General features: G+C 38.3%; 29 protein-coding genes and 2 riboswitches. Of the genes, 3 read left to right on the top strand and 26 right to left on the bottom strand.

The features are described from left to right. The first annotated feature begins 575 nt into the window (after nucleotides 1–575). Together nrdF and thiT are read left to right on the top strand one after the other, a co-directional pair. A complete protein-coding gene (nrdF, locus tag BTR42_RS04210; RefSeq protein WP_009853815.1) occupies nucleotides 576–1,538 on the top strand; it encodes a class 1b ribonucleoside-diphosphate reductase subunit beta in 963 nt (320 codons plus the stop codon). Between the two features lie 94 nt (nucleotides 1,539–1,632). Then, nucleotides 1,633–1,730: riboswitch (TPP riboswitch) on the top strand. 75 nt (nucleotides 1,731–1,805) lie between these two features. Continuing rightward, nucleotides 1,806–2,372 (top strand): energy-coupled thiamine transporter ThiT, encoded by a 567-nt coding sequence (thiT, locus tag BTR42_RS04205; RefSeq protein ID WP_009853814.1) that lies wholly within the window; start codon nucleotides 1,806–1,808, stop codon nucleotides 2,370–2,372. 29 nt (nucleotides 2,373–2,401) lie between these two features. On the opposite strand, the gene BTR42_RS04200 is transcribed toward thiT, so the two are convergent. The 5 genes from BTR42_RS04200 to BTR42_RS04180 all read right to left on the bottom strand — a co-directional run bounded on the left by BTR42_RS04200 (nucleotide 2,402) and on the right by BTR42_RS04180 (nucleotide 6,315). After that, complete coding sequence (locus tag BTR42_RS04200) at nucleotides 2,402–2,959, bottom strand: TMEM175 family protein (RefSeq protein ID WP_174564814.1); 558 nt, start codon at nucleotides 2,957–2,959, stop codon at nucleotides 2,402–2,404. Between the two features lie 27 nt (nucleotides 2,960–2,986). Next, nucleotides 2,987–3,901 carry a magnesium transporter CorA family protein gene (locus BTR42_RS04195; RefSeq protein ID WP_009853812.1) on the bottom strand — a complete coding sequence of 305 codons (915 nt, stop codon included), beginning with the start codon at nucleotides 3,899–3,901 and terminating at the stop codon, nucleotides 2,987–2,989. Between the two features lie 131 nt (nucleotides 3,902–4,032). Beyond that, on the bottom strand, nucleotides 4,033–4,419 hold the full coding sequence (locus BTR42_RS04190; protein WP_077496553.1) for a nuclear transport factor 2 family protein: 387 nt from the start codon (nucleotides 4,417–4,419) through the stop codon (nucleotides 4,033–4,035). A 17-nt stretch (nucleotides 4,420–4,436) separates the two neighbouring features. Beyond that, nucleotides 4,437–5,300, bottom strand: a complete 864-nt coding sequence (locus BTR42_RS04185; protein WP_077496551.1) for an aldo/keto reductase — start codon at nucleotides 5,298–5,300, stop codon at nucleotides 4,437–4,439. 154 nt (nucleotides 5,301–5,454) lie between these two features. Then, the gene (locus BTR42_RS04180) at nucleotides 5,455–6,315 is read right to left on the bottom strand and encodes an aldo/keto reductase (RefSeq protein ID WP_077496549.1); all 861 of its coding nucleotides are present in this window, start codon (nucleotides 6,313–6,315) and stop codon (nucleotides 5,455–5,457) included. A gap of 184 nt (nucleotides 6,316–6,499) precedes the next feature. On the opposite strand from BTR42_RS04180, the gene BTR42_RS04175 reads away from it, so the two are divergent. Further along, nucleotides 6,500–7,360: a LysR family transcriptional regulator gene (locus tag BTR42_RS04175; RefSeq protein WP_013642880.1), complete on the top strand. Its 861-nt coding sequence runs from the start codon at nucleotides 6,500–6,502 to the stop codon at nucleotides 7,358–7,360. A 275-nt stretch (nucleotides 7,361–7,635) separates the two neighbouring features. Here BTR42_RS04175 and BTR42_RS04170 read toward each other — a convergent pair whose 3' ends face one another. The 21 genes from BTR42_RS04170 to argJ form a co-directional block, all read right to left on the bottom strand. Then, on the bottom strand, nucleotides 7,636–8,169 hold the full coding sequence (locus BTR42_RS04170) for a hypothetical protein (RefSeq protein WP_077496547.1): 534 nt from the start codon (nucleotides 8,167–8,169) through the stop codon (nucleotides 7,636–7,638). A 325-nt stretch (nucleotides 8,170–8,494) separates the two neighbouring features. Next, on the bottom strand, nucleotides 8,495–8,956 hold the full coding sequence (gene ribH, locus BTR42_RS04165; RefSeq protein ID WP_077496545.1) for a 6,7-dimethyl-8-ribityllumazine synthase: 462 nt from the start codon (nucleotides 8,954–8,956) through the stop codon (nucleotides 8,495–8,497). An 11-nt stretch (nucleotides 8,957–8,967) separates the two neighbouring features. Beyond that, nucleotides 8,968–10,146, bottom strand: a complete 1,179-nt coding sequence (locus BTR42_RS04160; protein WP_077496543.1) for a bifunctional 3,4-dihydroxy-2-butanone-4-phosphate synthase/GTP cyclohydrolase II — start codon at nucleotides 10,144–10,146, stop codon at nucleotides 8,968–8,970. Then, entirely contained in the window at nucleotides 10,147–10,749 is a 603-nt protein-coding gene (locus BTR42_RS04155; protein ID WP_077496541.1) for a riboflavin synthase, read from the bottom strand. After that, the gene (gene ribD, locus BTR42_RS04150) at nucleotides 10,749–11,804 is read right to left on the bottom strand and encodes a bifunctional diaminohydroxyphosphoribosylaminopyrimidine deaminase/5-amino-6-(5-phosphoribosylamino)uracil reductase RibD (RefSeq protein ID WP_077496539.1); all 1,056 of its coding nucleotides are present in this window, start codon (nucleotides 11,802–11,804) and stop codon (nucleotides 10,749–10,751) included. The genes BTR42_RS04155 and ribD overlap by 1 nt, the downstream gene beginning before the upstream one ends. 217 nt (nucleotides 11,805–12,021) lie before the next feature. Next, a riboswitch (FMN riboswitch) is annotated at nucleotides 12,022–12,271 on the bottom strand. A 53-nt stretch (nucleotides 12,272–12,324) separates the two neighbouring features. After that, nucleotides 12,325–13,092 carry a DUF3169 family protein gene (locus tag BTR42_RS04145; RefSeq protein WP_009853803.1) on the bottom strand — a complete coding sequence of 256 codons (768 nt, stop codon included), beginning with the start codon at nucleotides 13,090–13,092 and terminating at the stop codon, nucleotides 12,325–12,327. Further along, nucleotides 13,089–13,454, bottom strand: coding sequence for a helix-turn-helix transcriptional regulator (locus tag BTR42_RS12840; protein WP_009853802.1), 366 nt, complete (start codon nucleotides 13,452–13,454; stop codon nucleotides 13,089–13,091). Before BTR42_RS12840 ends, BTR42_RS04145 begins: the two co-directional genes overlap by 4 nt. 214 nt (nucleotides 13,455–13,668) lie before the next feature. Further along, the gene (locus BTR42_RS04135) at nucleotides 13,669–14,592 is read right to left on the bottom strand and encodes a DMT family transporter (protein WP_061458532.1); all 924 of its coding nucleotides are present in this window, start codon (nucleotides 14,590–14,592) and stop codon (nucleotides 13,669–13,671) included. A gap of 89 nt (nucleotides 14,593–14,681) precedes the next feature. Next, the gene (locus BTR42_RS04130; RefSeq protein WP_009853800.1) at nucleotides 14,682–15,161 is read right to left on the bottom strand and encodes a MerR family transcriptional regulator; all 480 of its coding nucleotides are present in this window, start codon (nucleotides 15,159–15,161) and stop codon (nucleotides 14,682–14,684) included. A gap of 131 nt (nucleotides 15,162–15,292) precedes the next feature. Next, nucleotides 15,293–15,970 carry a type 1 glutamine amidotransferase domain-containing protein gene (locus BTR42_RS04125; protein ID WP_009853799.1) on the bottom strand — a complete coding sequence of 226 codons (678 nt, stop codon included), beginning with the start codon at nucleotides 15,968–15,970 and terminating at the stop codon, nucleotides 15,293–15,295. A gap of 17 nt (nucleotides 15,971–15,987) precedes the next feature. Next, the gene (locus tag BTR42_RS04120) at nucleotides 15,988–17,097 is read right to left on the bottom strand and encodes an NADH-dependent flavin oxidoreductase (RefSeq protein ID WP_077496538.1); all 1,110 of its coding nucleotides are present in this window, start codon (nucleotides 17,095–17,097) and stop codon (nucleotides 15,988–15,990) included. Nucleotides 17,098–17,389: 292 nt separating this feature from the next. Beyond that, entirely contained in the window at nucleotides 17,390–18,244 is an 855-nt protein-coding gene (locus BTR42_RS04115; protein ID WP_077496536.1) for an aldo/keto reductase, read from the bottom strand. Nucleotides 18,245–18,268: 24 nt separating this feature from the next. Beyond that, nucleotides 18,269–18,562: a YciI family protein gene (locus BTR42_RS04110; protein ID WP_077496534.1), complete on the bottom strand. Its 294-nt coding sequence runs from the start codon at nucleotides 18,560–18,562 to the stop codon at nucleotides 18,269–18,271. 17 nt (nucleotides 18,563–18,579) lie between these two features. Further along, nucleotides 18,580–19,140, bottom strand: coding sequence for an NAD(P)H-dependent oxidoreductase (locus tag BTR42_RS04105; protein ID WP_077496532.1), 561 nt, complete (start codon nucleotides 19,138–19,140; stop codon nucleotides 18,580–18,582). A 130-nt stretch (nucleotides 19,141–19,270) separates the two neighbouring features. Then, nucleotides 19,271–20,125 carry an aldo/keto reductase gene (locus BTR42_RS04100; RefSeq protein WP_077496530.1) on the bottom strand — a complete coding sequence of 285 codons (855 nt, stop codon included), beginning with the start codon at nucleotides 20,123–20,125 and terminating at the stop codon, nucleotides 19,271–19,273. An 11-nt stretch (nucleotides 20,126–20,136) separates the two neighbouring features. Beyond that, a complete protein-coding gene (locus BTR42_RS04095; RefSeq protein ID WP_077496528.1) occupies nucleotides 20,137–20,658 on the bottom strand; it encodes a flavodoxin family protein in 522 nt (173 codons plus the stop codon). 196 nt (nucleotides 20,659–20,854) lie between these two features. Then, nucleotides 20,855–21,736, bottom strand: coding sequence for a LysR family transcriptional regulator (locus tag BTR42_RS04090; RefSeq protein ID WP_167367608.1), 882 nt, complete (start codon nucleotides 21,734–21,736; stop codon nucleotides 20,855–20,857). A gap of 136 nt (nucleotides 21,737–21,872) precedes the next feature. Beyond that, the gene (locus tag BTR42_RS04085; RefSeq protein WP_074656469.1) at nucleotides 21,873–22,430 is read right to left on the bottom strand and encodes an NAD(P)H-dependent oxidoreductase; all 558 of its coding nucleotides are present in this window, start codon (nucleotides 22,428–22,430) and stop codon (nucleotides 21,873–21,875) included. A gap of 98 nt (nucleotides 22,431–22,528) precedes the next feature. Beyond that, nucleotides 22,529–23,659: an acetylornithine transaminase gene (locus BTR42_RS04080; RefSeq protein WP_077496524.1), complete on the bottom strand. Its 1,131-nt coding sequence runs from the start codon at nucleotides 23,657–23,659 to the stop codon at nucleotides 22,529–22,531. A gap of 25 nt (nucleotides 23,660–23,684) precedes the next feature. Further along, nucleotides 23,685–24,419, bottom strand: coding sequence for an acetylglutamate kinase (argB, locus tag BTR42_RS04075; protein ID WP_039694916.1), 735 nt, complete (start codon nucleotides 24,417–24,419; stop codon nucleotides 23,685–23,687). Nucleotides 24,420–24,432: 13 nt separating this feature from the next. Next, entirely contained in the window at nucleotides 24,433–25,626 is a 1,194-nt protein-coding gene (argJ, locus tag BTR42_RS04070; RefSeq protein WP_012961682.1) for a bifunctional ornithine acetyltransferase/N-acetylglutamate synthase, read from the bottom strand.

Below are 25,626 nucleotides of genomic sequence, written 5' to 3'. Positions count from 1 at the left end.
TTTCGTGTCGTAACTTATCGAACACTTGGATTTGTCTAAAGGACCTAATAACAAGACGGCAACCGCTATGGCAGTTTGCCTAGTTCACTTACTAACTTCACCAAATGATTATTATTGAGTCATTTATCGAACACTTGGATTTGTCTCTGCAGAACCCAGTAACAAGACAACAAACGTTATAGCGAAATGGCTAACTCACTTACAACTCCATTAATCGGCTAGTATCGAGTCGATTAATTACGTGGCGTAACTTTGATTTGTGTACTGTTAAACATGAACAAGACAATATTCACTTTAACAAATCGGCTTGCTTATTGACACGTTGCAGTAAACGGCTGTTAGTAATTCATGATTAGAAAACTTGTCCTTGTTCTACAAAAACTAAAATCAAAGCAGTAACTACTTTCGCTTAGGAATTCAAAAAGATGTTAGCATTGGGGTAACTTTCACTCTTGACAAAATACCTTGCTAGGTTAGCTTACTCCATGGAAAAAAACAATCTTAAAAATTTAAATACTATTTCTGAAATCCCAGTCGTTTGGCTGGCTTTCTTAATCACTTTTAGGAGAATATAAATGTCACAAACTTATTATGAAGCCATTAATTGGAATGAGATTGAAGACATCATTGATAAATCAACTTGGGAAAAGTTGACGGAGCAATTTTGGCTTGATACACGTATTCCGTTATCAAATGACCTTGATGATTGGCGTAAATTGTCAGCCGAGGAAAAAGACCTTGTCGGAAAAGTCTTTGGCGGATTAACTTTGCTAGATACCATGCAATCTGAATCTGGCGTCGAAGCGATTCGTGCGGACGTCAGAACCCCCCATGAGGAAGCTGTTCTGAATAACATTCAATTCATGGAGTCAGTTCATGCCAAATCTTATTCCTCTATTTTTTCAACACTTAACACAAAATCTGAAATTGAAGCCATTTTTGAATGGACAAATAGCAATGACTACCTGCAAAAAAAGGCAAAAATCATCAATGATATTTATGAAAATGGGGATGCGTTGCAAAAGAAAGTTGCCTCTACTTTCCTAGAAACTTTCCTCTTCTATTCTGGATTTTTCACACCACTTTATTATCTTGGCAACAATAAATTGGCAAACGTTGCTGAAATTATCAAATTGATTATCCGTGATGAATCTGTTCACGGCACTTACATTGGCTATAAATTCCAACTTGGTTTCAATGAATTATCTGAAGAAGAACAAGACAATTTTCGTGAGTGGATGTATGATTTACTTTATCAACTTTACGAAAATGAGGAAAATTATACCAAATCGCTGTATGACGGTGTTGGTTGGACTGATGAAGTATTGACATTCTTGCGCTACAACGCCAATAAAGCCCTGATGAATCTGGGGCAAGATCCACTTTTCCCAGATACTGCTAACGACGTTAACCCTATTGTCATGAACGGTATTTCAACAGGAACGTCTAATCACGATTTCTTTAGTCAAGTCGGAAATGGTTATCTCCTTGGTTCTGTTGAAGCCATGCAAGATGATGATTACAATTATGGTCTCTAGTCTGAGCCAATTTTGGAAATGTGTGATAATTTTCAAAAAGCATGAAAACTAAGCTTGACAAGAAACTTTCTTTCATGCTAGACTATAAGCAATTAGATTCACAAAGGAGTGCCTCTGGCTGAGATCGCATTTGCGAAATCCTGATAACCTGATCTCGTTAGTACGAGCGTAGGGATTGTGACATGACCGTTTTAAACTTTGTTTTGAATATCATTGCACATATTATCAGAAAAATAAGCTCCTTTGTATCAAAAGGAGCTTTTATTTATGTCATCAAAAAATTCTCAACTGTCTGCTTTGATTGAAACAGCTTTAGTAGCTGCTTTAGCCATGGCTTTATCTTACATTCCAGATTTTGCAAGCTGGTTCACACCGTCGTTTGGAGCTATTCCCTTAGTCCTCTTTGCACTACGTCGTGGCACAAAATATGGCGTATTGGCTGGGCTGATTTGGGGCTTACTACATTTTATCCTTGGTAAAGTGTGGTATTTAGCCTTATCACAAGTGCTTATCGAATACATCGTTGCCTTTGTTTCCATGGGCTTAGCTGGTATTTTTACTGTTCCTTTTCAAAATGCTCTTGCCAAGGACAATAAAGGACGTGCTTTATTTTACGCGACAGGTGGTGCTATCTTAGCTGTCTTTGTCCGCTATTTTTGGCATTTCGTCGCTGGCTTTATTTTCTGGGGAAGTTATGCGCCAAAAGGAATGTCGCCTTATTGGTATTCATTCACCGTTAACGGAACAGCTGGGCTGTTAACCTTGATTTTCGTTATTTTAGCGCTAGCTATTATCATTCCGACACAAGGAAAACTTTTCTTAGTTAAGAGATAAAACAAAAAAACACGTTTGTAGCGTGTTTTTTAAATTGACCTTGGGACAACGATGACAACAGCGGTAAAAAGTACAGCCCACATCATGGCTTGTGGAAAAACGGTCATGCTCAATAGCATACCAATAACTTTTATAGCAATGTCCCAACGCATCCAATTATTATGGCTTCTTGCAGCTGCTTCTGCTTCATTTGTGGTAGCAACATTGGTTAATTCTGAATACATCCAAACATTAGTGAAAGAAACGAGCATAACAATAGCACCATAGACAATTTGTGCTACTGAACTGTTAAAATCACTAGCCACTAAAGAGGTTGTGTAAGGGAAAAATGATGAGAAAAACAACAAAAGCATGGAAATCCAAACCAAGCGGTTATTGACTTTTTCAACATTGTCCCAAGCTCTGTGCATATTGACCCACATTGTTCCCAGCCAGAAAAAGGAAATGGTGTAGGCAAAAAAGTTGGTTTTTAACTCCCACAAGGCTAACCATGTTAATTCTGATGGACGTTCTAATTCCAAAACCAAAATGGTCATAATGATAGCCAGAACAGCATCCGTAAAGGCAACCAACCGCTCTTTTGACATTTCAGACATAAATTTTCTCCCTTTATATTAAGATTTTCGGTATATCATATAACGTAAAAGTGCCACAATGAGAAGCCAAAGGACAATACAAATCACAATAATAGTTACCCAAGCGTGTTTATCATTTATCCATGGCAAAGGCACATTCATTCCGAAAAATCCAGTAATAACTGCAAATACTGCTAAAACAACTGATATAATCGTCAATGTTGTCATATTATCATTTAGATTATTGTTCAAAATGTTGTTATAGCTTCCTGATAATTGTTGTAAGACTTGCGCATTGACCTGTGTCATGCTGGATAATTGGCGTGCTTCAATCAGCGAATCTTCCAATTGCTCTTTTTCAATATTATTTAGTTGCTTATAAAAAGCTTGACCTTTAAGTTGTTCAAGAAGAATGACGTTTTGATTAGAGGCAGAAACGAGGTAAACCATTCCTGTTTCAATATCAGAAAGCCCTAGCAAATCTTTCTTGGTGGTCCGTTGACGTAAACGACGATTTAATTGACTGGTGCTTTTATCCATTTCTTCCAAATATGGGAAATACGCTTCCGCGATAAGAAATAAACTCATAAAAAGGAATTTATAAATGGAAACATCAGGACGTCTTTGTAAATAATGTCGCATTAAATCAACAATGTAGGCATTATCTGAATTAAAAATCGTGATTAACTGGTCACCCCGAACGACAAAAGTTATCGGAATTGTCTCGTAATGATTATCTTCTTTGGTTCGATTTAGCACATTGTAAATGATAATCATGGTTTCGGTTTGCCAATCATACTCCATATGCGCACGTTCATTTCTATCCAAGGCATAAGAAATCAATTCTTCATCAATGCCATATTCAGCATACAAGTTAGATGTTTGACTAATCTTATCAGAATCAATTGCCACCCAAGTCAAACGGTCGCCTAACATTTCTTTTGTAATTGCCATAGCAGCCCACCTTTCTTCTTAAATTCCTTCATCATTATAACATTTTTTCAAAATGAGGTGGCAGTAAAAACCCTATAATAAAGGAAAAAGCCATAGTAATATGACCTTCTTGATTGATAACGAATTTTCTACTAAATATGATAATCGTCGTAGTCGATAGCGATACGAGTATAGGTCGTTGACATCAGCAACCAATTTCCTACATTGTCTTTGGTGTACGTTTCCGCAACAACAAAAGGATTGGTCACTTCATTTCCTTGCACTACTGCTGTTAATTGCAATTTTCTAAGAATAATGGTTGTTGCTCCGCTAAGAATCGTTTTTTCTTCAGCAACATCAATCTTTTTGACTGCAATTAAGCCCTTCTCAATAGCTTCAAATTCACCTTTTTTATCAAGGCAAACACCCATGTGTACAAATACAGCATTATTTGAGATGAGACTATCTACTGTTTGTAAATTTCCTGTCTGAATTGCAGCTAAGATTTTCTCTGATAATTTTTGTACTACTTCGACCATAACAATTTTCCTCTATTTTAAAACGATTTTCCGACAAAACCCGCTAGGAGTTCAAACGTTGCGGCTTCGTGGTGGTCTGCAAAGACAGTTGTATTCGTATTGAGTGTTTTGATTTGTGCCATGTCGTCGTCAGATAATTCGAAGTCAAAAATATCAAAATTTTGGCGGATACGTTCTGGTTTGGCCGATTTTGATAAGCTAACGATACCACGTTGTAATTGCCAGCGAAGCATCACTTGTGCTGTTGTTTTGCCGTATTTATCAGCGATAGCTTTTAGAACAGGGTTGTTAAAGACATCAAATCGTCCTTCAGCAAAAGCACCCCAGCTTTCAACTTGAACACCTTTAGACGCTTGGTAAGCGACAGAATCATCTTTTTGATTAAAGACATGAAGTTCAATCTGATTTACAGCAGGAATGACATCATTGAAAATAGCAAGGTTAGCTAATTGGCCATCTTCGAAATTTGATACACCAATGGCACGAATTTTTCCGTCTTTGTAAAGTTCTTCCAGCGCACGCCATGCCCCAAAAGTATCGCCCACGGGTTGGTGAAGCAAATAAAGGTCGATGTAATCAGTATCAAGTTTGCGCAGCGATTCTTCAAAAGCCTCCTTGGCACCTTCGTAATTAATGTGTTGAATGAAAGCTTTTGTTGTGATAAAGAGTTCTTCACGCGGAACACCTGAAGCTTTGATAGCTTTGCCGACGGCTTCTTCGTTGCCATAAGCTTCTGCGGTGTCGATTAAACGGTAGCCTGTTTTGATGGCTTCTTCGACAGCTTTTTGACAAACATCTGGGTCAGGAATTTGGAAAACACCAAAGCCGACCATGGGCATTTTAACGCCGTTATTAAGTGTTATTGTAGGTTGTTGAATCATTATTTTTTCTCCTTTGGTTAATCATTTTCTTGATGATTTTATTATAAAATGCTACTGCTTCTTTTAAAATTACTTCTTTTCTATGCTAGTATGCAGTTGGCGTATAATTGTTTTTAAATAAAAAAACAGCTCCGCTAGGGAGCTGAAAGAGCCATTAATCATTAGCATGAACATCATAGTTAGAAAGTAGCCAGTCTCCAACACCTGGTGCGTCTGGGTCATGAGCACCTTTTCCTTTGTCAAGGGCACGAAGCTCTGCCATTTCTTCAGTGGTCAATTCAAAATCAAAGAGTTCTTTGTTTGATACCATACGAACTTTCTTGGTTGATTTTGGCAAGACGATGATACCTTCTTGCACTTCAAATCGCAAAATAATTTGCCCAGCATCTTTGCCATATTTGTTAGCCAAGGCTGTGATGATTGGTTCGGCAAATAAGTCTTTATTTCCTTGTCCGAGTGGTGCCCAAGCTTCGATTTTAACATCATCCTTTGCAAGCAAGTCACGTAGAGCTTTTTGTTGGAAATAGGGGTTGAACTCTACTTGGTTAACAGCTGGAATCGTATTGAAATGTGGAACAAATTGATTCCAAAAGTTTGGCGTGAAGTTTGACACACCGATTGATTTGATTTTACCAGCTGCTTTGGCTTCTTCTAGAGCTTTCCAAGCTTCTTCGACTTTGCCATAAGGTTGGTGAAGCAGGTAGAGGTCAAGGTAATCAAGCCCCATTTTTTCCAAGGTTGCATCAATGGTTGCTTTAGCAGTTTCGTAAGCATAATCTTGAATCCAAAGTTTACTAGTGACAAAGATTTCATCACGTGGAATGCCTGAATCTTTGATAGCTTGTCCGACTTCTTTTTCGTTAAAATAAGCTTGCGCTGTGTCAATATGACGGTAACCAACTTCTAAGGCTTCCTTAACAGCTGTATAGGTCGAACCGTCTGCTGGAATTTGGAAAACACCAAACCCAACTGCTGGAATACGATTGCCATCATTTAAAGTAATTGTTTCTGTCATTATTTTTACCTCGTTCTTTTTTATGCCTACATTTTACGTCTAAATGGCTCAAAAGTACATTACTTATGTGCTAAGCTAGTATGCGTTTTACGTATACTGGTTTAGTGTTACTTTTTATTTGAAAATAGCTCAGCTTCTGTGGTAGCATACTTGTAACGTATGATAATCAGAAAGGAGAGTATTCATGATTGATGACTACCTCTTAGAAGCCCTCGTTGCTTTTGCCAAATATGGTACGCTCTCTGCCACAGCAGAACATCTCATGGTCACTCAGCCAACGGTCACACGAGGCATGCAAAAACTCGAAAACGAACTCGGAGTAACTTTATTCAAACGAACTCCTAATCGCATTAGCTTAACGGAAACAGGTCAATTAGCTGCCAAAGAAGCTGAAAAATTACTAGAAGCCAAGCAAGCCTTCATCAAGCATATCCAAGATTTTGAGAAACATTCAGGAAAAATACGATTAGGTTCGGTAGCTCCTGGTCCGCTTTACATTGCCGAAGATGTGGGATCCGAGCATATTAGCATTGATAATGATTTACTTTCTGAAAATGAAGTTATTGCTAAATTGCTTTCTCAAGATTATCAGCTCATTTTCACGCACCAAGAAATTCAAACAGATGACATCGAATCACTTTATGTCGGCACGGAAAGTTTACGTGTTAACAGTGATGCCATGGTTGTCCCAGCTAATAAAACCGAAACGACGTTTCAAGAAATGGCTGGTTTTAGTTTCGTGGTTCTTCGCGACATTGGTATTTGGCAACAAATTATCGAGGACAATATTCCAAATGCGAAATTCATTTACCAAGATGAAGTTGATGATTTCAATGAAATTAGGCGCTATTCGAGTTTGCCGTATTTCACAACCAATATTACGCAGCTCACGCGCGAAAGCCAAGTCCACAATCGCCGTTTAGAAATGCTGATTACCGACGAAACAGCACAGATTGATTTTTACCTTGCCTATCTGAAAACGAACAAATCACAGTTCAAAGAGGAAATTGCCGCCATTCAAACTGCTTGGGCAAATTTGAAATGAGAATGACGAAATGTATAAAAACAAAGCAGGTACTAACCATTGGTAAGATATATTTTGGTATAGTGTAAAAAACTTATTGTTTCTTTTTAACTAGCTATAGTCATAAAAACGGTCTGATACGCCAAATTATCGTATGAGGAAGAGGTTAACCTGTATACTAAATTCACTCTCACAGTGGAGATTCTATTTATCAGATAATTTAATGTAAACAATAAAAAGACAGCTTTCGAAAAGCCGTCTCTCCACATTAAAAATGTTATTTCTATATGTTTAATTTACGAATTCTCATTCACATAATCAACAATATCTTGTACTTGCTCATCGTATTCCGACAATGTAGGATAGTCATTTTCTTCAAGATAGTCGTCTAAAGTATCAGAGTTATTTCCTGTTTCAATATTTCCTGTTGCTTCGGTAATGACATATGTTCCTGATGATTGATAAGCAATATTTGTTCCTGATGCCAAGACAATTGCATACGAACCATCAGAGGCTTTTGAAATATTACTACCGTCTGATTCAATGATAACATAACTCCCGTCTGTATTATACGTGATAAGCGTTCCGTCTGATAGAGTTACCTCAAAAGCACCACCATCTCCAACTGTAATCTGACTTCCGTCTGAATAAGTTACAAATCCTCCACCTGTCGTCTCTGATGAACTACTTGTAGAAGAAGATAAATTTGATGACGTCGATACATTTGATGAACTTGATGTATTTGTAGATTCTTGATTATTATTACTACAAGCAGTTAGAAATAAAACGCTCGTTGCGGCTAAAGCTAAATAGGTTACTGTTTTTTTCATAAAATTCTCCCTTTGAAAGTTCCTCTGATTTCATACTTTGAACAGTAGAAAACAACCCATGTGACATTTTTAATGTGACAGAAAAAACATAACTGTTTAATCTTGGCTATCAGTATAGTCAATTTTTAAGCAGTAGGCAATGACTTTTCAATACTTTTAAAATTTGAAACAGAAAAATTATTTGCGTCGATTTTCTGTAAATTTACTAAATCAATTAAGAAAAACAGTCCAATAGTCTAGTTAACTTATATACTCTAACCTATATCTAAGGTAAAAACAAAGCTGAGCGTTCTTGCTCAGCTTTTTGCTATCTATCACGTTTGGTTTAGAGTTGTTTTGCTAGGTTAATCATTTCAAGCACACCTTGTGCGCATTCACTACCTTTATTTCCTGCTTTTGAGCCTGAGCGTTCGATGGCTTGCTCAATATCTTCTGTCGTAATCACGCCAAACATGACTGGAATGTCACTTGTGAGATTGATTTGCCCGATACCTTTAGCTACTTCATTACAAACAAGATCGTAATGACTAGTTGACCCACGAATAACGCTACCAAGTGTGATAACACCGTCGTATTTTCCACTTGTAACGATTTTTTTCGTCATAAATGGAATTTCAAAAGCACCTGGAACCCAGTAAACATCAATAGCTTCTTTAGCTACTTCGTTACGAATCAAGCCGTCCATTGCTCCGCCTAATAATTTTGAGGTAATAAATTCATTAAAGCGTGCAACGACGATAGCAATTTTGACATCTTTTCCGATAAATTTTCCTTCAAATGTTGTCATGATTTTTCTCCTTAAACGATGTGTAATAAATGATGAAATTTTTCTTGTTTGGTTTGCAAGTAAGCACGATTTTCAACGTGCGCTGGAATTTGCAACGGCAAGCGTTCGACAATCTCGATACCAGATTTTTCAAGCTGTTCTAGCTTGTCAGGATTGTTAGTTAAAAGCTTGATTTGCTTAATGTTCAAAAAGGACAAGATGTCTGTTGCAATCTGGTAATCACGCTCATCTGGCGCAAAACCAAGCTCAAGATTGGCATCATAGGTATCAACTCCTTTTTCTTGCAACTGATAAGCTTTGAGCTTATTTTTAAGCCCAATGCCACGTCCTTCTTGGCGAAGGTATAAAATCGCTCCGCGTCCAGCCTCATCAATTTTCTTCATCGCTGCGTGCAGCTGCTCACCACAATCACAACGTAAAGAGCCTAAAACATCACCTGTCAAACATTCCGAATGCAAACGAACTAACAGTGGTTCATCAGACGTCAGGTCACCTTTTGATAACAAGAGGTGCTCACGTTTTTTCTCATCTTCAAACAAGCGAAGCTCAAAATCACCATAAGCCGACGGTAACGTTACCTTTGGGCTATCTTGAAAGCTCACATAACGTGCGATATCTCCCACTTCAATCATGGTCAAATGCCATTTCTGTGCAAATTCATGCAAATCAGCCTTTCGCGCCATGGTGCCATCATCTTTTAAAATTTCGCAAATATAAGCTGCTTCTGTGCTACCAGCCAAACGTGCTAAATCAAGACTAGCTTCCGTATGCCCACGCCGTTGCAAAACACCGCCGCTTCGTCCAACCAAAGGAAACATATGCCCAGGTCGGTGAAAATCACTAGCTTTACTAACCTTAGCAGCCAAGGTTTGAATGGTCTTAGCACGGTCAAAGGCTGAAATACCTGTTGAGGTTTCTTTATGGTCCACGCTGATAGTAAAGGCGGTGCCATGCGCATCAGTATTTTCTTCTGACACAGGAACAAGTTCCAAACGCTCAGCAATGCTTTTAGATACTGGTGCACAAATCAAACCACGCGCATGCTTGGTCATAAAGTTCACATTGTCAGCGCTAGCCAATTCGGCTAAACCAACCAAATCTCCTTCTGCTTCGCGGTCATCATCATCAACCACCACGATTAATTTTCCTGCTTTCAAATCAGCAAGAGCTTTTTCGACATCCTTAAACATTTATTGTCCTCCCATTTTTGCAACTTGTGCTTGCATGTACTTGGCTAAAATATCTGTCTCGATATTGACCTTATCGCCTTTTTTGAGTCGAGCCAAGTTAGTTTCTTTCGCCGTATGCGGAATCAGCGACACGCTAAATTGCCCAGACGTCACCGACACCACCGTCAGACTAACACCATTGACTGCGATTGAGCCCTGCCCCACGATTTGCCCTGCAAGTTCTTGGGAAATAGCAAAGCTGAGCACAATGGCATTTTCATCGCTGTGTTTTTGGATGAGAGTTGCGACACTATCAACGTGCCCCGTCACAAGGTGCCCTTCAAAACGTGCATTAGCAGCCATAGCCAGCTCAAGATTCACCAAATCACCGATACGACATTCTGAAAAAATAGTGCGCTTAAAAGTCTCTGGCATAATATCCACCGTAAACGTATCACCTGTTTTAGCCACACAAGTCAGACAAACACCGTTGATTGCCATACTATCACCGATTTTGTAATCCGCTAATAATTTTCGTGAAGCTTTGCAAGTTAATTTGATACTGTGTTGCTGTTTGACGATTCGGCTGATACGCCCTTGTTCTTGAATTAATCCTGTAAACATCACAACCTCCTTTTGACTGACAAACGCAGATTAGTGCCAATTGTTTGAACTGAAAAATCCTGCAAATCTTGGACTTGTTCAACCTGACGAGAACTTGCTATAGCAGCCCTGCCATTGCCACCAATCACCTTAGGGGTCACGTAAGAAATGAGCTCATCCCATAAATCGCTCGCTAAAAACGCATCATGAACCTGCGCTCCGCCCTCGACATAAACAGACTGAATCTTTTTCTCATAAAGCGCCTGCAAAATGTTAGCAATGGAAAAATTAGATAAGGCTATAACCGTGATATGCGCAGGCAAATTCGCAACTTGTCGCCTACTAAAAATGTAAACTGGCGCTGATTGATCTTTAAAAATTTCTAGCTCTCGTTTGTCAAAAATGCGCCCTGTTTCGTCCAAAATCACGCGTACTAGCGGGTACAAAGTCGTCCCAGCGCCCAATAATCGTGGATTATCAATCAAAACCGTGTCAGCACCAACCAAAATGGCTTGGTAATCATCTCGCTCATCATGAACAAAACGGTTGGTTTCATCATCGGTCAAGGCAGTTCGTTTGCCAAGTACCGCAATTTTCCCATCCAAGCTCACCGCTTGTTTCAAAACCACGTAAGGGCGCTTGTGTTCATGGTAAAAATTATAATGCGGATTAAGTACGCGTGCCTCATTTTCCAAAACTTGTGTGACGACCTCAATTCCTTGACTTTTCAAGAATTCTAAACCTTTTCCAGCAACTAAAGGATTAGGGTCAAGTTGTCCAACAACGACCTTTTTAATGCCAGCTTCAACAATCGCCTGCGTACACGGCGGCTGCTTCCCAGTATGATGACAAGGTTCCAAAGTCACATAAAGGGTTGAATTGGCTAGTTCTTCAGGGGCTTCACAATGCAAAATCGCATTTTTCTCAGCATGCTCGTGACCATACTGCAAATGCGCACCGCGAGCAATCACACGACCTTTTTTAACGATAACCGCACCAACTAAGGGATTGGTATAGGTCTGCCTAAAGCCTTTTTTAGCTTCTGCAATTGCCTGTGCCATATAGTTTTCGTGCATAAAAGCCTCCTTTCTAGCAAAAAAATCCCAATGAAAACAAGCTTAGCGACCTTAGCCAAAGCAATTTCATCGGGATAATTCATTTTTACCGTTACATCAAGCAACACCAAAAAACAATAATTGTAATCAAAAACCTCGTAGCAATACACTACGAGGCAATCAAAGACAACTAAAAAAGTATTCCAAAAAGCAAGAGACTTGCCCTTTGACACTCTATCAATTTCTTCTCCCATCCAGACTATACTGTCGGTTCTGGAATCACACCAGATCAGCTTGCGCTCACGGACTTATCTTTGCTCATTTGATTATCAAACAAAGTTGATTGATGATTTGCTTTTAGTCTAGGCGACACCTCGCAGACATAACTGGTGTTAGGCAAGAGGCGTCAACAACGAATAAAAGCAAATAGCAATCAACGACAAAGAATCACCGTCGGTCGGGAATCACACCCCACCCCGAAGAAAACTATTCAATTCTTTTTTAGATTAGCACGATTTAAAAACGCTGTCAATCATTTTTCTTATTTTCTGAAATATTTATTAACGAAGCGAATGTTCGCAAGATTAATATAGAGATAGATTGCTGTCGTTACGACCAAACCTGAAGTGACATCAATAGAACTTACTATTGCTAAAATGTACAGAACCACATAAGCAATTGGTAAAAATTGATTCAGATTGAAAACAATTAAGAAAGCTTGTTCATAATTTGCTTGAAGTTCACCCTCATCGTAAGAATAAGCAAATTCTTTCACTTCTTTAATTGTTGGAAAAGCTGACAATTTATAATGGCGAATTTTCTGAGTTAATTTAAATATCGCTGCTTGAAAAATGAATAGCAAAGCTAGAAAAATTATATCCATTACATACGTTCCAAGACTAAGTGATTCATTGCTAAGAATTTTATCTTGAAAGTCATAAAGAGCTCCAAATAAAGAAAAAAGAATTAAAGCCATTGAAACATTATAAAAAATACGTGCAAATTCTAAATTTTTAAACGTCTTGCGATAAACCTCATAACTATCATCTTCGTCAGTATCATTACCCAAGCTTTCATAACGATCATGGTAATGATTTGCTTGATACATAAACCATAATGTAACAACAATTGAAATAGCAGTAAGTCCATAAGCCAAAATCATAAAAGTGGCAAACTTGAACGTTAAAATATTCTCATTAAAATCGATACTTAAGTAACCAGCAAGAACACCTACAAGTAAACCCACCATAGCAATTCCGAGATAGATTAAAATACGTTGTTTTGTTGTCCACCTTCTTGTTTCTTTCATCCTTTTTCCCCCTCCTCATCAAGACTAAAAACATTTTCGACAGGTTCATTGAATATGTGTGCAATGCGCAGAGCGATAATCACCGACGGTGTGTATTCATTGCGTTCTAGGAGACTGATTGTTTGCCTAGAAACCTTGGCTAATTTCGCCAGTTGAGTTTGATTTAACCCATCACGCGCACGCAATTCTTTAAGACGATTTTTTAAGACCAAATTATCCTCCGTTCTAGTAACTAACAAAAGTTGCTTCCTTCTTAGAAATTGTTTTTTTAACAATTCCTTCCTCCTAGGATTTGGAGCTTCTGATGTTAAATATGCACTAAAAATAGCAAGAAAAACAAGAAGCCAATTTTTATCCGACATATAATCTTCTCCCTTTTGTTGATTTGATTATAGCATCGTTTTTTATTTTTGACAAATATCTTTGTCAAAAATAAAAAAATATTTGTCAAATAGCATATAATTCTTGTCAACTAAAAAGCCCGTGATAGGTTATCCACGGACTTCTCGTTTTATAAAATTATGTTTGCTAAAAGGCAATTGCGTTTTATTTCAACTGCTTCATTCATACTGGCAATTATGCCATTTTGGTCAGAATCACGCCGATAAACATGATAACGAGTCCTAGTAATTTTTGGCGTGATACTGGCGATTTTAGCGCATGGAAAAAGCCGAATTGGTCAATGATTGCACTAAAAGTCAATTGACCAAACAAAGCCATAACCACGACTTGTCCAGTTCCAATTTGTGGAACTAACCAAGCAGAACCAAACACATAAAGCCCGCCTAAAAATCCACCAATCCATATCCACCAGTATGATTTTCCAGCAGAAACGGCTTTACCCAAGTCAGCAAATGTCGTTTGAGTTCCCAAACAATAAACGAGCAAGATGATTGTTCCTGTACTAAAAGAAATTGCTGCTGCTTGCAAAGAAGAACCCAAAATTGTTCCCAAATACCCATTAACTGCGGTTTGTGTTGCGCTCAACATCCCAGCTAACACGCCAATCATCTGCCATAAAAGTACAGACTTTTGTTTATTTTCACGTGATGACTGTTTACGAATCACCGTCAACAAAACCCCTATAAGAACAAAAACAAAACCTAGTAAACGTGGAACGGTCAAAGGATTCAAAGGTGAACTCAACAAACCAAACTGGTCAATCAAAAGCCCCATGATGATTTGACCAAAAATCGGTAGAACCGCCGTCTGAACACCACCAAGTTTTGGAAAAAGTAAAATATTAACTGTCAAAACAATTGACCCAAGTAGGCCACCCGTCCATATCCACCACGGATTATCACTAAAGGTAGCTGTCGTAAAATGAATACTGCCTTGCGTGAAAAAAGCTAGCGCTAACAAAAATAGTGCTCCAACGCTAAACGAAACCGTTGAAGCTAAAAATGGCGAGCCAACAAAGCTACGCAATCTCGAATTTACTGCGGTTTGCGTTGCCAATAAACCTCCCGTTACAATGGGAATCAATGATAACAAAATCATAATATCCTCCTTGGACTGTATTTTCCTTTGTTAAGAAAGGCATATAAAAATATTATATTACTTCTAGGCTACTCCATGTCAAGCATTTTTTAGAAATTTCCTAAATCAATAGCAGATTGTCCGCTATCTAACAAGGCTTGGTATTCATCATAGGTGGCAGTACACACATGATTAGTCGCTCCGTCAATATGAATCTTCTCTGTTCCTGCTTCTATCGCTGTTTTGTAGTACCATTTTTTAAAACGCAAATACGCCAAAGATTGTTCCAAATCAGCAATTTTTTGCTCTAAAATTTTCTCATGTTTATCAAGAAAATCATATCGTTCACCAAGCGAATCGTCTCCGTCTAAGCGCCACGAAACAAAATGAGCAATTTCTTTCACAGGTACGCCAGCGTGTTTTAAATCCATAATCATACGCATCAACTGAATATTGTCATGGGTAAACACACGACGCCCACCTTTATCACGTTTTACAAACGGTAAAAGCCCTTCTTTATCGTAATAACGAATCGTATCAATCGTTATCCCCAACATTTCTGAAACTTCACCAATAGTATATGTTTGCATAATATTTCCTCTCTTTTTTTAGTAGTATAGCGCATTTTTGAAAAAGAAGAAAATCTTTGACCAAACGATCAAAGATTTAACATGGTAACAATCCTAAATTCAATAGTTAGCCTTGAAAAGCAAAACCTAGCTTAATCCAATGTTTCCAAAACTTTTTGTGCCAATGAACGTACTGATTGTGGGTTTTGTCCTGTGATTAAACGTCCGTCAGCAACAACAAAGTCAGAAAATGGTGTTGATGATTGGTAAAGAGCACCAGCTGCTTTTAAAGCATCTTCGGCAAGGAAAGGCACTTCTTTAGTTGTTCCGTTAGCTTCTTCTTCAGCATTGCTAAATCCAGTTAATTGTTTGCCAGCTACAAATGATGTTCCTTTGTCATCTTTAAGTGCCAAAAGTCCAGCAACTCCGTGACAAACTGCTGAAATGATACCACCATTGTCATAAATTTGACGAGCTAATTCAGCAATTTCTTCAGATTTTGGAAAATCCCAAACAGTTCCGTGTCCACCTGCATAATAAATGAAATCGTAATCTTTAGCATTCAATTCACTTGGTTTATGTGTATTGGCAAGAGCATTTTTACGGAATTCTGAATCTGTATAATATTTCCAATCAGTAGCATCCATTGATAAAAGACTAGGTGGATCAAGTGGAATGTAGCCACCATTCGGACTGACGAAATCTGTTTCGACACCATTTTCGACAAGGACATCATAAAAATGAGTTAGTTCACTAAGCCAGAGACCAGTTGCACGGTCAAGTGGATCATATTTTTCAACGTTTGTTAATACAATAACTGCTTTTGTCATATTTTTTCTCTCTTTCTTTACTGTTTTGGAGCTTGTGTGATTGGTTTTCCTAGATCTTCTTGCATGTAACGATACATGAACGGATTAATGCCGACCTCACGCGCTGCTGCTTCATCAGGCATGGTGTAGCGAATCCTATCTTCTTGACCAGCTTCAACTTTAGCCACCCATTGAGGTTCACGTAAATATTGCATACCAAGTGCGACAAATTCTGCGCCTGTTTCCTTAGCCTCTTGTGCTTCTTGCGGCGTACTAATGCCACCAACGATAATCAATGGCTTGCGCTGATTAATCGTGGCAAGAACTTGTTTAACCACATTATCGCTACCAGCTGGTTCATCATTTGGCACATCCCAAACATCATCTTGTGATAAATGCAGGTAATCAATTTCCGCATCAGCTAGCTGATTAACGAAAGCCAAAGTATCTTTCAAATGAAATCCTTTTTCGCCTTTTTCTTGTGGTGAAAAACGATAACCAAGCAAGAATTGACTAGTACCAGCTTCTTTAATTGCCTTACGGCAAGCCTCAATAATCGCCAAACCAAAACGTGAACGGTCTTGTCCCCATTTATCCGTGCGTTGATTTGATTTTGCCGAAAAGAATTGATGAATCAAGTAATGATTAGCATCATGAATTTCGACACCATCAAAACCAGCTTGAATAGCTCGGCGAGTCGCCTCACCAAATGCCTTGATAATGTCCTCAACTTCTTCACCAGTCAATTCACGCGGCGTTTGTGACCCTGGGATACCAGAAGCAATCGCACTAGCACCTTCCAATTTCTCTGGCGCTACAAATGCACGACGCCCAGCATGAAAAATTTGTAAAATAGCTAAGCTACCACCTTTTTTCATTGCTTGTGCCATTTCTGACAGACGTGACAAATACTTGTCATCTGTGATTGACAATTGCCCCGCAAAGCCTTTTCCATTTTCTGTCACATAAGCAACTGGTGAAATGAAAATCCCCGCATCACCTGCTCGCTTGGCAAAAAAATTAAGTTCATCTTGCGAAACTGTTCCGTCATACAAAGCAGAACCTTCTGTCATCGGCGGAATCACAATACGATTTTTAGCCGTGACACCATTTTTAAAGGTATAAGGCTCTAAAAATGTATAAGTCATGATAAACTCCTTTTCTATATAATAAGGTCAAAAAAGCGCTAAAAGTGCATTTCTGAAACCTTTGATTTCTTTAATGAAACCATTATACAAGCTGGAGGGCACTCGAGGTCAAGGATTTAACACAAAAAAAGTCATTCCAATGAGATTTTTCCTCATTTAGCCACCAAAATATAACAAAAATATCGCAAAAAAGCCTGAAATCAAACGACTTCAGACTTCTGTGTAATGATAAAATGTTTTAAATGACTGCAATTAGATAAAAAGTAAAAGATTGTTAAAATAGTGTTTAGAATTAACCGAAAAATTGTTCCCACATGTTCAATAGACGTTCAAATTGGTCAGCATTTTCTGGGAGTGCAAAGCCACCGCCTTGGTCAAGTTTCTTAATTATTTCCATGTCTTCCTGTGATAATGAAAAATCAAAAATAGCAAGATTTTCAGCTTGGCGCTCTGGACTACTTGATTTTGGAATAACGACAATGTCTCGTTGAATCAACCAACGTAGAATCACTTGTCCGACTGTTTTATGGTATTTATCAGCGATTGCTTTCAAAACAGCATCTTCAAACAAATTGCCATCCCCACCAGCAAATGGTTGCCAAGCAATCATTTGAACATCACGCTTAACCATTGCTTGCAAATCATCTTGACGTTGATGATAAGGATTTGCTTGAATCAAATTGACAGCAGGTTTAACATCATTGAATTTGATAAATTCAACCAACTTAGCTTGTGTAAAATTGTCAACACCAATAGCTCGAATTTTGCCTTCTTTATAGGCTTCTGTGAGATAACGCCAAGCACCATAAAGGTCTCCAATCGGCTGGTGTAAAACGTAGAGGTCAATATAATCTAACTGCAAATTTTCGAGAGATTTTTCCAAACCTCGTTTTGCCCCCTCATAAGACATATCACTAACCCAAAGCTTTGAAGTGACAAAAATATCTTCACGGTTGACATTTGCGCGTTTAATCGCACGACCAACGATAGCTTCATTGCCATAAGCTGCTGCTGTGTCAATCATTGGATACCCCATTTCAAGAGCTGTCACGATAGCATTTTCGGAAGCGACAGGATCGGTCATTTGCATAACACCAAGTCCAATTTTTGGCATTTTAACACCATTATTTAAAGTAACATATTCCATGATTTTCTCCTTTCAAAAGAGGTTTTATTTTATTTCAGCGATTTTAGGATTGATTTTATTAATGTTAAATTCATTGATGACATAATCTGCGTAGTCTGGGTAAAAAGCATCTGCTTGTGTAATAGCTTCAATAGCCACCTTACTATCTGCTTGACCAATGATTAAGCCAGTCATTTCCTTTGTCGTGTAAGGTCCCATAAGAAGAAAAGCTCCGCTGTCATAATTTTCTTGAATCCATTGTGCATGTTTTTCAAAAAGTTCATCACGTTTATCATCTGGAATCAAATGATTTTTAATAACAACATCCATTGTAAACATCAGCTTACCTCCTTAGTTTAATTAGCGTTCACCAATTCAATAACGTCTTTTGCATGCTTCTGTGCGCGTTTTTTCATGTTAGCAATAGCTGTTTCATCTGTTCGAGCTGTATAAGAAACACCTGCTGTTTCCACATGACCAAGATAATTCATGCCACACATTTTAGCTGTGACTTTAATTGGTGCCAAAAATTCTTCAATCTCATGACCAACAAATCCGTCCTTAGCATACATTTCTTTGGGAGCACCCGTTGTCAAAGAAACTAATAATTTTTTACCAACTAACTTCGTATCATCCGTTCCATGTGAGAAACCAAATTGGAAAACTTCTTCCATCCAACGTTGCAAAAGTGACGGCATAGCATACCAGAAATACGGAAATTGCAAAACAATCGTATCCGCAGCAAGCAAACGTTCTTGCTCTTTTGGAATATCAATTTGAAAATCTGGATACTCTTCAATCAAACGTACCACTTCAACGTCATCAAGACCAGCTTCCAAACCTTTTAAAATTTCAACATTAGCAACTGAATCATCTGTCAAATAAGGATGTCCAGCAATCACAAGTATTTTTGCCATTTTTTAGTTATACCTCTTTCATTCATTTGATGGTCTTATTATAAATCTGCACGCAAGAAATGTAAAATACTTATTTTGTGATATTTGAAATACATTTTATGTATTTCTTTAACATAAGTAATCTTTTTGATTATGATTTTGCGGTATCAGGATCAAATCGCATACCACCGCTATAAGGTACGGCATCAATCAGTGCCATTTGCTCATCTGTCAAAGAAAAATTAAAAATGTCTAAATTACTCTTCATATGTGACGGACTAAGGGATTTTGGAAGAGATACGATTCCTTTTTGATAAATCCAACGTAAAACCACCTGACCCGCATCTTTGCCTAATTCTTTAGCAATATTATTAATTGTTGGATCATCAACAATATGTGCTCCAACTCCACCAAGTGGACTCCAAGCTTCAACAACAATTCCGTGTTCTTGTGCAAATTTTGCTGTTCTATCTTGGAAAAATCCTGGGTGATATTCAATTTGGTCAACCATTGGTTTGATTTCAGCATCTTCAATCAAAGCTTCAAGATGATTATCTAAGAAATTAGCAACACCAATCGCTTTAATTCGACCAGCTTTATAATGATCTTCCAAAGCACGCCATGTATCATAGTTCAATTCACGCCAATCATCATGCCAAGTGCTATTAGCAGGCCAATGAATTAAATACAAATCCACGTAGTCTAAGCCTAAACGTTCCAATGACTCTTCAAATGCTTTATAAGTTTTTTCATAACCACGTTCAGAATGCCATGCTTTAGTTGTAATAAAGAAATCGCTGCGCTTGAGTCCCTCTTCACTCATTGCTTGACGGATACCTTCTCCTAATGATTTTTCATTACCATAAATAGCAGCTGTATCAAAATGACGATAACCAGCTTTTACTGCATTTTTTACTGCTGTAATTGTTTCTCTTCCCTCTGGGATAATTGAACCAAAGCCAATAATTGGTATTTCTACACCATTAACTAATGTTACAGTTTCCATTGTTTTCTCCTTTACAAACCATAAGTTTTTCCCATTTGATAGGCATCATTTGCTCTTTCACCAACATCAGATGGTAAATAAGTTCCGTTCAATAAAAGTTGCCCTTTATCATGCCAACGCATATAATCTGACAAACTTTCATAATAATGCACTAGAGCTTGAAAATCAGCTTTGCTGCCATATCCTGTCGCTAATAACATCACATCTTTATCTTTTAAATAATGATTATAGGGATAAAAACGATCAATCACTGCCTTCAATTGTGCTGTGAAACCGTAGTAATAGAGTGGCGATACAAAAACTAATAAATCAGCATCCAAAATATTTGGAAAGAAAGTATCTAGCTCATCCTGCGGAATAATTCCATTTAGATGTTCATCAACTTGCAGAAATTCAACTTTGCTGTGACCAGCATCAAACCGAGACACATCATGTCCAACCTCTTTAGCACCTTTTATAAAATAATCGGCAAGAATTTCAGACGTTCCTGGTTTATGTGGGCTTCCAGTTAGCACTACAATTTTTTTAGTCATGATCAAACCTCCAATTCATCTAAAAGTTTAATATCATTCATTTGATGGTCTTATTATAAATCTGCACGCAAGAAATGTAAAATGCTTATTTTATGATGTTTGAAATACATTTTATGTATAACTATATTCCAAAAAAGAGGCTTGAGAAAATCTCAAACTTCTTCTTTCTTTTATTAATATAGAATGGAAAATGACTTTACAAATCTTGCTCTGTATTCTCATATTCTCTGAAAAACGTGATAAATGCTTTAACCAACGTGCTTTGTTGGCGTGAGCTACGCCATGCAAGTACAGATGACAAAGCTAATTCTGGCTCAAAAGGCACAAAAGTAAAATCTGAATAAGATTGTTTCAAATCAAGTCCAATGACAACACCTTTACTCTCACGAGCAAGCATGACAGCATTATAAGCGGTATTGTAGCGCCCTCGATTAACCATTGTTGCTGCTGCCGCACCAGACCAAGCAATTAATTCTCGCTGAACCGTTCGATCCAGAATAGTCAATACTGGCGTTCCTGACAATTCACCTGGCACAATCACTTTCTTATCTGCAAAATCAGACTCCTTGTGCGCCAAAATGCCCCAACGTTCTTTAGTTCTAAGATGTACAAAATCATACAAACTCACATCAACTGGTTCTAATAAAAGCCCAAAATCAAGCTGCCCCATGTCAATTCCTTGGCGAATATCATCATTATCCCCAGAATGCAAAGCGACTTTCACTTGAGGGTGTTTTTCTTGAAAAATCGCTAGCGCTTGAGACAGTTCTTGCATAGCTGCCAATTCTCCACAGCCAATCGAAAGCGTTCCTTTAATTTCTTCTGTTGCGTGTAATTCTGCTTTGGCATGCTCTGTCATTTCTACAATATCACGCGCACGCTGTTGAAAAAGTAGCCCTTCCTCAGTTAAATAAATGCGGTGATTAGATCGTTTAAAAAGTGCCACTTCCAATTCTTCTTCCAAAGCTTTAAGCTGACGTGACAAGGTCGGTTGTGTCATCAATAAACGCTCAGCTGCCTTGGTGATATTTCCTTCCTCAGCAACCACAAGAAAATAATTCAGAACCCTGATGTCCATACAATCACTCATACTTTCTAGTCAATTTTACTCCATTATAACAAAAAAGAGCTAAGAAAAAATATTTTTCCTAACTCTGACACTACTGAAATAAGTTAACTCAAAAATTAACCAACTTATCTAACAGCTTTCAATCTTACAAACCATTCACCAACGCCACCAATTTTTGGGCATGTTCTTGTGATTTTGCAACCATTTCTTGTGCTTTGTTAGCGTCCTCGCGAAGTGAGTAAGAAACACCATGTGTGACAATGTGACCTGCATAGTTTAACTGTGTTAATTTCGCTGTCAAACGAATTGGTGCCAAAAGGTCGTCAATCGTCGTGCCTGATTCTACACTATAAGCCGCTTCTCCTGCTCCAGTTGTCAAAGAAGCCACCAAATGTTTTCCTTTCAAAGCATCACCAGTTGAACCATGTGAAAAGCCGTGAACAAAGACTTTTTCAATCCATTTATTAAGCAAAGACGGCGTCATATACCAGTACAATGGGTATTGGAAAATAATCACATCAGCCTTTCGCAATTTATCCTGCTCTGCTGCCACATCAATCTGATAATCAGGATACAAATCACTCAAAATGTCCAATTCCACCTCTGGCAAAGCTTTCTTCACTTCTTCCAAAATCGTTTTATTGGCTAAAGAATCATTTTTCAAATCGGGATGCCCTGCAACAATTAAAATATTTTTTGACATATTTTTACCTCTCGTATTTTCAGAAAATTATATACATTTTCAACCAATTTGTCAACTTAAAAAGAAGTTGAGACAAACCTGCCCAACTTCCCTAGCTTTTACGCAAAAACCTCTGCCAAAATGGCTACGCCTTGGTCGATTTCTTCCTTCGTCAAGGTCAATGGTGGCAAGAGACGAATAACATTTGTTCCTGCTGTCAAGACAATCAAGCCTTTGTCACGTGCTTTTTCGACCAATTCGGCAAGATTTTCAGTCGTTTCAATCCCAATCATGTAACCAAGACCACGAACATCAGTCACTTTTGCATTGCCAGTCAAAACTTTTTTCAATTCAGCTTGCAAGTAATTTCCATTGTCAAACGCTTGTGGCAAGAAACCGTCAGCCAACATAATATCGAGTACGCTTGAGGCTGCTGACATAACAAGTTTATTACCACCAAAGGTTGAACCATGGCTACCGTAAGAGAAAGCAAAACCAAGTTTTTCCTTGGCTAACATGGCACCGACTGGTACACCATTTCCAAGACCTTTTGCCAAAGTGAAAATATCAGGCTCAATGCCATAATGCTCAAATGAGAACAATTTACCAGTACGTCCCATACCAGTTTGCACCTCATCAACAATCAGCAAAATACCTGTTTCTTGGCAAAATGCGCTTAATGCTGTCACAAAATCCTTGTCAGCTGGACGAACACCTGATTCCCCTTGAACCAATTCCAACATAATAGCGGCAGTATCATCGGTCACCAAGCTTTTCACGCTATCTAAATCATTGTAAATCGCATAGCTAAAATGTGGCACTACATCACCAAAACCATCCTTGATTTTGTCTTGCCCAGTTGCGGACATTGACCCAAAAGTACGACCATGGAAAGAATTAACAAAAGTAATGATTTCTTGCTTGCCAGTCGCCTTACGTGCAATTTTAATAGCAGCTTCATTGGCTTCAGCACCGCTATTGGCAAAGAAAGCAAGATAATCTTTATCCCCAATCAATTTGCCTGCCACTTCTTCTTGCAAAGAATTAAGGTACAAGTTTGGTGTGTGCCAGATTTCTTCGGATTGTTTTTGCAAAGCAGCTTTCACTTCTGGATGAAAACCAAGATTTGTCACACCGATTCCTGTTGAAAAATCAAGGTATTTCTTGCCGTCTTGGTCAAAAAGGTAATTTCCTTCTGCCTTGACAAATTCAACGGCTGCGCGTTTATAATTTTGAAATAATTTTGTCATTGTTATCTCCTCTTTCATGCTAGAGTTAGCAGATGATTGAAGTTCCTGTTACCAGATTGTCGCCAATCAATACCTCACCAACACCTGCTAAAACGGTATTTACCGCTGATTCAATCTTAGGAATCATGCCTCCTGTGATAATTCCTTGGTCAATCTTATCTTGAAATTCTGTCGAAGAAAGGCTATCGAGCACCGCACCATTTTCCAAAACACCTTTAACATCAGTCATCAAGACTAATTTTTCAGCGCCGAGGGCAACGGCAACGGCTGTTGCAAGATAATCCGCATTGATATTTAGCATATCACCATCTTTAGAATAGCCAATTGAGGCAAGGACAGGTAACATTTGATTTGCCAACATTTTTTCCAAGATTTCCGTCTGAATTTGTGAAACATTGCCAACATAACCGTAAGTTTCTTGGTCTAAGAAATCAGCCTGAACGACTTTTTCAATATCAGACAAGAGTTGAATGCTATCAATAGACGACTGGTTAAGTTTTTTAACCAAATTTTCTCCAACGATATTTAACAAGGCATAGCTAACAAGCTTCATGTCAGATTGGCTTGTCACACGCAGACCGTTGATTTTCTTAACAGGCACGTGCTCTTCTTCCATTAATTTGTTAATCGCAAAGCCGCCACCATGAACGATAACCAGCTGCTTGCCTGCTTCTTTCCATTTTTTGATTTGATTAATAAAGTCTTGCGAAAGATGCTGACTAGCAACACCTCCGATTTTAATCACAATAATATTTTCCATATGTTTCTTCTCTTTATGTGCGATAAAGGGCATTAATTTTCACGTAGTCGTATGATAAATCACAGCCCCAAGCTTTTCCTACTGCTTCACCAGAATGCAAATCAACCGTAATCGTAATCTCATCCTCGTGCATGATGTCTTGCATTTCCTCAGCTTCAAAGTCAACTGGGCTTGATTTTAGCATGACAGGAATGTCGCCGAGGTAAATGTCAATGTTGTCAACTGGAACATCAACACCTGCATAGCCAACCGCTGCTAAAATACGTCCCCAGTTAGGGTCCTCTCCAAAAATCGCTGTTTTAACAAGACTTGAACCAACGACACTTTTTGCCATCATACGAGCATCAAGGGCATTTGGTGCATTCTTGACATTGACTTCAATGAGTTTGCTTGCCCCTTCACCGTCTTTGGCGATTTTCTTAGCCAATTCCTGCATGACATAATTGAGCATTGCTGAAAACTTATCAAATTCTGGTGTATCTGGCAAGATTTCTTCATTCAATGTACAACCATTTGACAACACTAAGACCATATCATTTGTTGATGTATCACCGTCAACCGTAATTTGGTTAAATGTTGTTTCAACATTTTGGCTTAGCGCAAGCTGCAAGGTTTCACTTGAAATATTCGCATCACAAGTGATAAAAGCAAGCATAGTTGCCATATTTGGGTGAATCATTCCTGAACCTTTCGCTACACCGGCCATGGTCACTTCATCACGACCAAATTTTTCTGTGACAGCAACGGTTTTAACCATAGTATCTGTTGTTAAGATAGCTTTCGAGAAATCATCAGAATTACCATTAACAACAAGCTTAGAAAGCCCAGTTTTAAGAGTATCCATTGGCAACAAATCACCAATAACACCCGTTGAAGCAATACCGACCAAATCAGGCTCAACGCCTAATTTTTCAGCTGTCCATTTTTGCATAGTATAGGCATCTTCCATTCCTTGCACGCCCGTACAAGAATTTGCCACTCCTGAATTCACAACGATTGCTTTCATCTTTTGCGCTTTTTTAATGGAATTTCGTGTCACAATCAATGGCGCAGCAATGACTTTATTTGTCGTGTAAACACCTGCTACACTAGCGGGAACTTCTGAAACAATCCAACCAAAATCAAGTTTTCTTTTCTTAAATCCTGCATGCAAACCGTCTGCCGAAAAACCAAGAGGGCTCGCAACATTTCCTTCAATCACTTTCAT

The organism is Streptococcus gallolyticus subsp. gallolyticus DSM 16831, from assembly GCF_002000985.1.
GTDB lineage: Bacteria > Bacillota > Bacilli > Lactobacillales > Streptococcaceae > Streptococcus > Streptococcus gallolyticus.
Note: the sequence above shows the minus strand (reverse complement) of the source record. Positions and strands in the feature narration are given on the sequence as shown.

Coding starts and splice junctions, on each gene's coding strand:
- nrdF (WP_009853815.1), top strand. CDS start 576: ATGTCACAAACTTATTATGAAGCCATTAATTGGAATGAGATTGAAGAC.
- thiT (WP_009853814.1), top strand. CDS start 1,806: ATGTCATCAAAAAATTCTCAACTGTCTGCTTTGATTGAAACAGCTTTA.
- BTR42_RS04200 (WP_174564814.1), bottom strand. CDS start 2,959: ATGTCAAAAGAGCGGTTGGTTGCCTTTACGGATGCTGTTCTGGCTATC.
- BTR42_RS04195 (WP_009853812.1), bottom strand. CDS start 3,901: ATGGCAATTACAAAAGAAATGTTAGGCGACCGTTTGACTTGGGTGGCA.
- BTR42_RS04190 (WP_077496553.1), bottom strand. CDS start 4,419: ATGGTCGAAGTAGTACAAAAATTATCAGAGAAAATCTTAGCTGCAATT.
- BTR42_RS04185 (WP_077496551.1), bottom strand. CDS start 5,300: ATGATTCAACAACCTACAATAACACTTAATAACGGCGTTAAAATGCCC.
- BTR42_RS04180 (WP_077496549.1), bottom strand. CDS start 6,315: ATGACAGAAACAATTACTTTAAATGATGGCAATCGTATTCCAGCAGTT.
- BTR42_RS04175 (WP_013642880.1), top strand. CDS start 6,500: ATGATTGATGACTACCTCTTAGAAGCCCTCGTTGCTTTTGCCAAATAT.
- BTR42_RS04170 (WP_077496547.1), bottom strand. CDS start 8,169: ATGAAAAAAACAGTAACCTATTTAGCTTTAGCCGCAACGAGCGTTTTA.
- ribH (WP_077496545.1), bottom strand. CDS start 8,956: ATGACAACATTTGAAGGAAAATTTATCGGAAAAGATGTCAAAATTGCT.
- BTR42_RS04160 (WP_077496543.1), bottom strand. CDS start 10,146: ATGTTTAAGGATGTCGAAAAAGCTCTTGCTGATTTGAAAGCAGGAAAA.
- BTR42_RS04155 (WP_077496541.1), bottom strand. CDS start 10,749: ATGTTTACAGGATTAATTCAAGAACAAGGGCGTATCAGCCGAATCGTC.
- ribD (WP_077496539.1), bottom strand. CDS start 11,804: ATGCACGAAAACTATATGGCACAGGCAATTGCAGAAGCTAAAAAAGGC.
- BTR42_RS04145 (WP_009853803.1), bottom strand. CDS start 13,092: ATGAAAGAAACAAGAAGGTGGACAACAAAACAACGTATTTTAATCTAT.
- BTR42_RS12840 (WP_009853802.1), bottom strand. CDS start 13,454: ATGTCGGATAAAAATTGGCTTCTTGTTTTTCTTGCTATTTTTAGTGCA.
- BTR42_RS04135 (WP_061458532.1), bottom strand. CDS start 14,592: ATGATTTTGTTATCATTGATTCCCATTGTAACGGGAGGTTTATTGGCA.
- BTR42_RS04130 (WP_009853800.1), bottom strand. CDS start 15,161: ATGCAAACATATACTATTGGTGAAGTTTCAGAAATGTTGGGGATAACG.
- BTR42_RS04125 (WP_009853799.1), bottom strand. CDS start 15,970: ATGACAAAAGCAGTTATTGTATTAACAAACGTTGAAAAATATGATCCA.
- BTR42_RS04120 (WP_077496538.1), bottom strand. CDS start 17,097: ATGACTTATACATTTTTAGAGCCTTATACCTTTAAAAATGGTGTCACG.
- BTR42_RS04115 (WP_077496536.1), bottom strand. CDS start 18,244: ATGGAATATGTTACTTTAAATAATGGTGTTAAAATGCCAAAAATTGGA.
- BTR42_RS04110 (WP_077496534.1), bottom strand. CDS start 18,562: ATGTTTACAATGGATGTTGTTATTAAAAATCATTTGATTCCAGATGAT.
- BTR42_RS04105 (WP_077496532.1), bottom strand. CDS start 19,140: ATGGCAAAAATACTTGTGATTGCTGGACATCCTTATTTGACAGATGAT.
- BTR42_RS04100 (WP_077496530.1), bottom strand. CDS start 20,125: ATGGAAACTGTAACATTAGTTAATGGTGTAGAAATACCAATTATTGGC.
- BTR42_RS04095 (WP_077496528.1), bottom strand. CDS start 20,658: ATGACTAAAAAAATTGTAGTGCTAACTGGAAGCCCACATAAACCAGGA.
- BTR42_RS04090 (WP_167367608.1), bottom strand. CDS start 21,736: ATGGACATCAGGGTTCTGAATTATTTTCTTGTGGTTGCTGAGGAAGGA.
- BTR42_RS04085 (WP_074656469.1), bottom strand. CDS start 22,430: ATGTCAAAAAATATTTTAATTGTTGCAGGGCATCCCGATTTGAAAAAT.
- BTR42_RS04080 (WP_077496524.1), bottom strand. CDS start 23,659: ATGACAAAATTATTTCAAAATTATAAACGCGCAGCCGTTGAATTTGTC.
- argB (WP_039694916.1), bottom strand. CDS start 24,419: ATGGAAAATATTATTGTGATTAAAATCGGAGGTGTTGCTAGTCAGCAT.
- argJ (WP_012961682.1), bottom strand. CDS start 25,626: ATGAAAGTGATTGAAGGAAATGTTGCGAGCCCTCTTGGTTTTTCGGCA.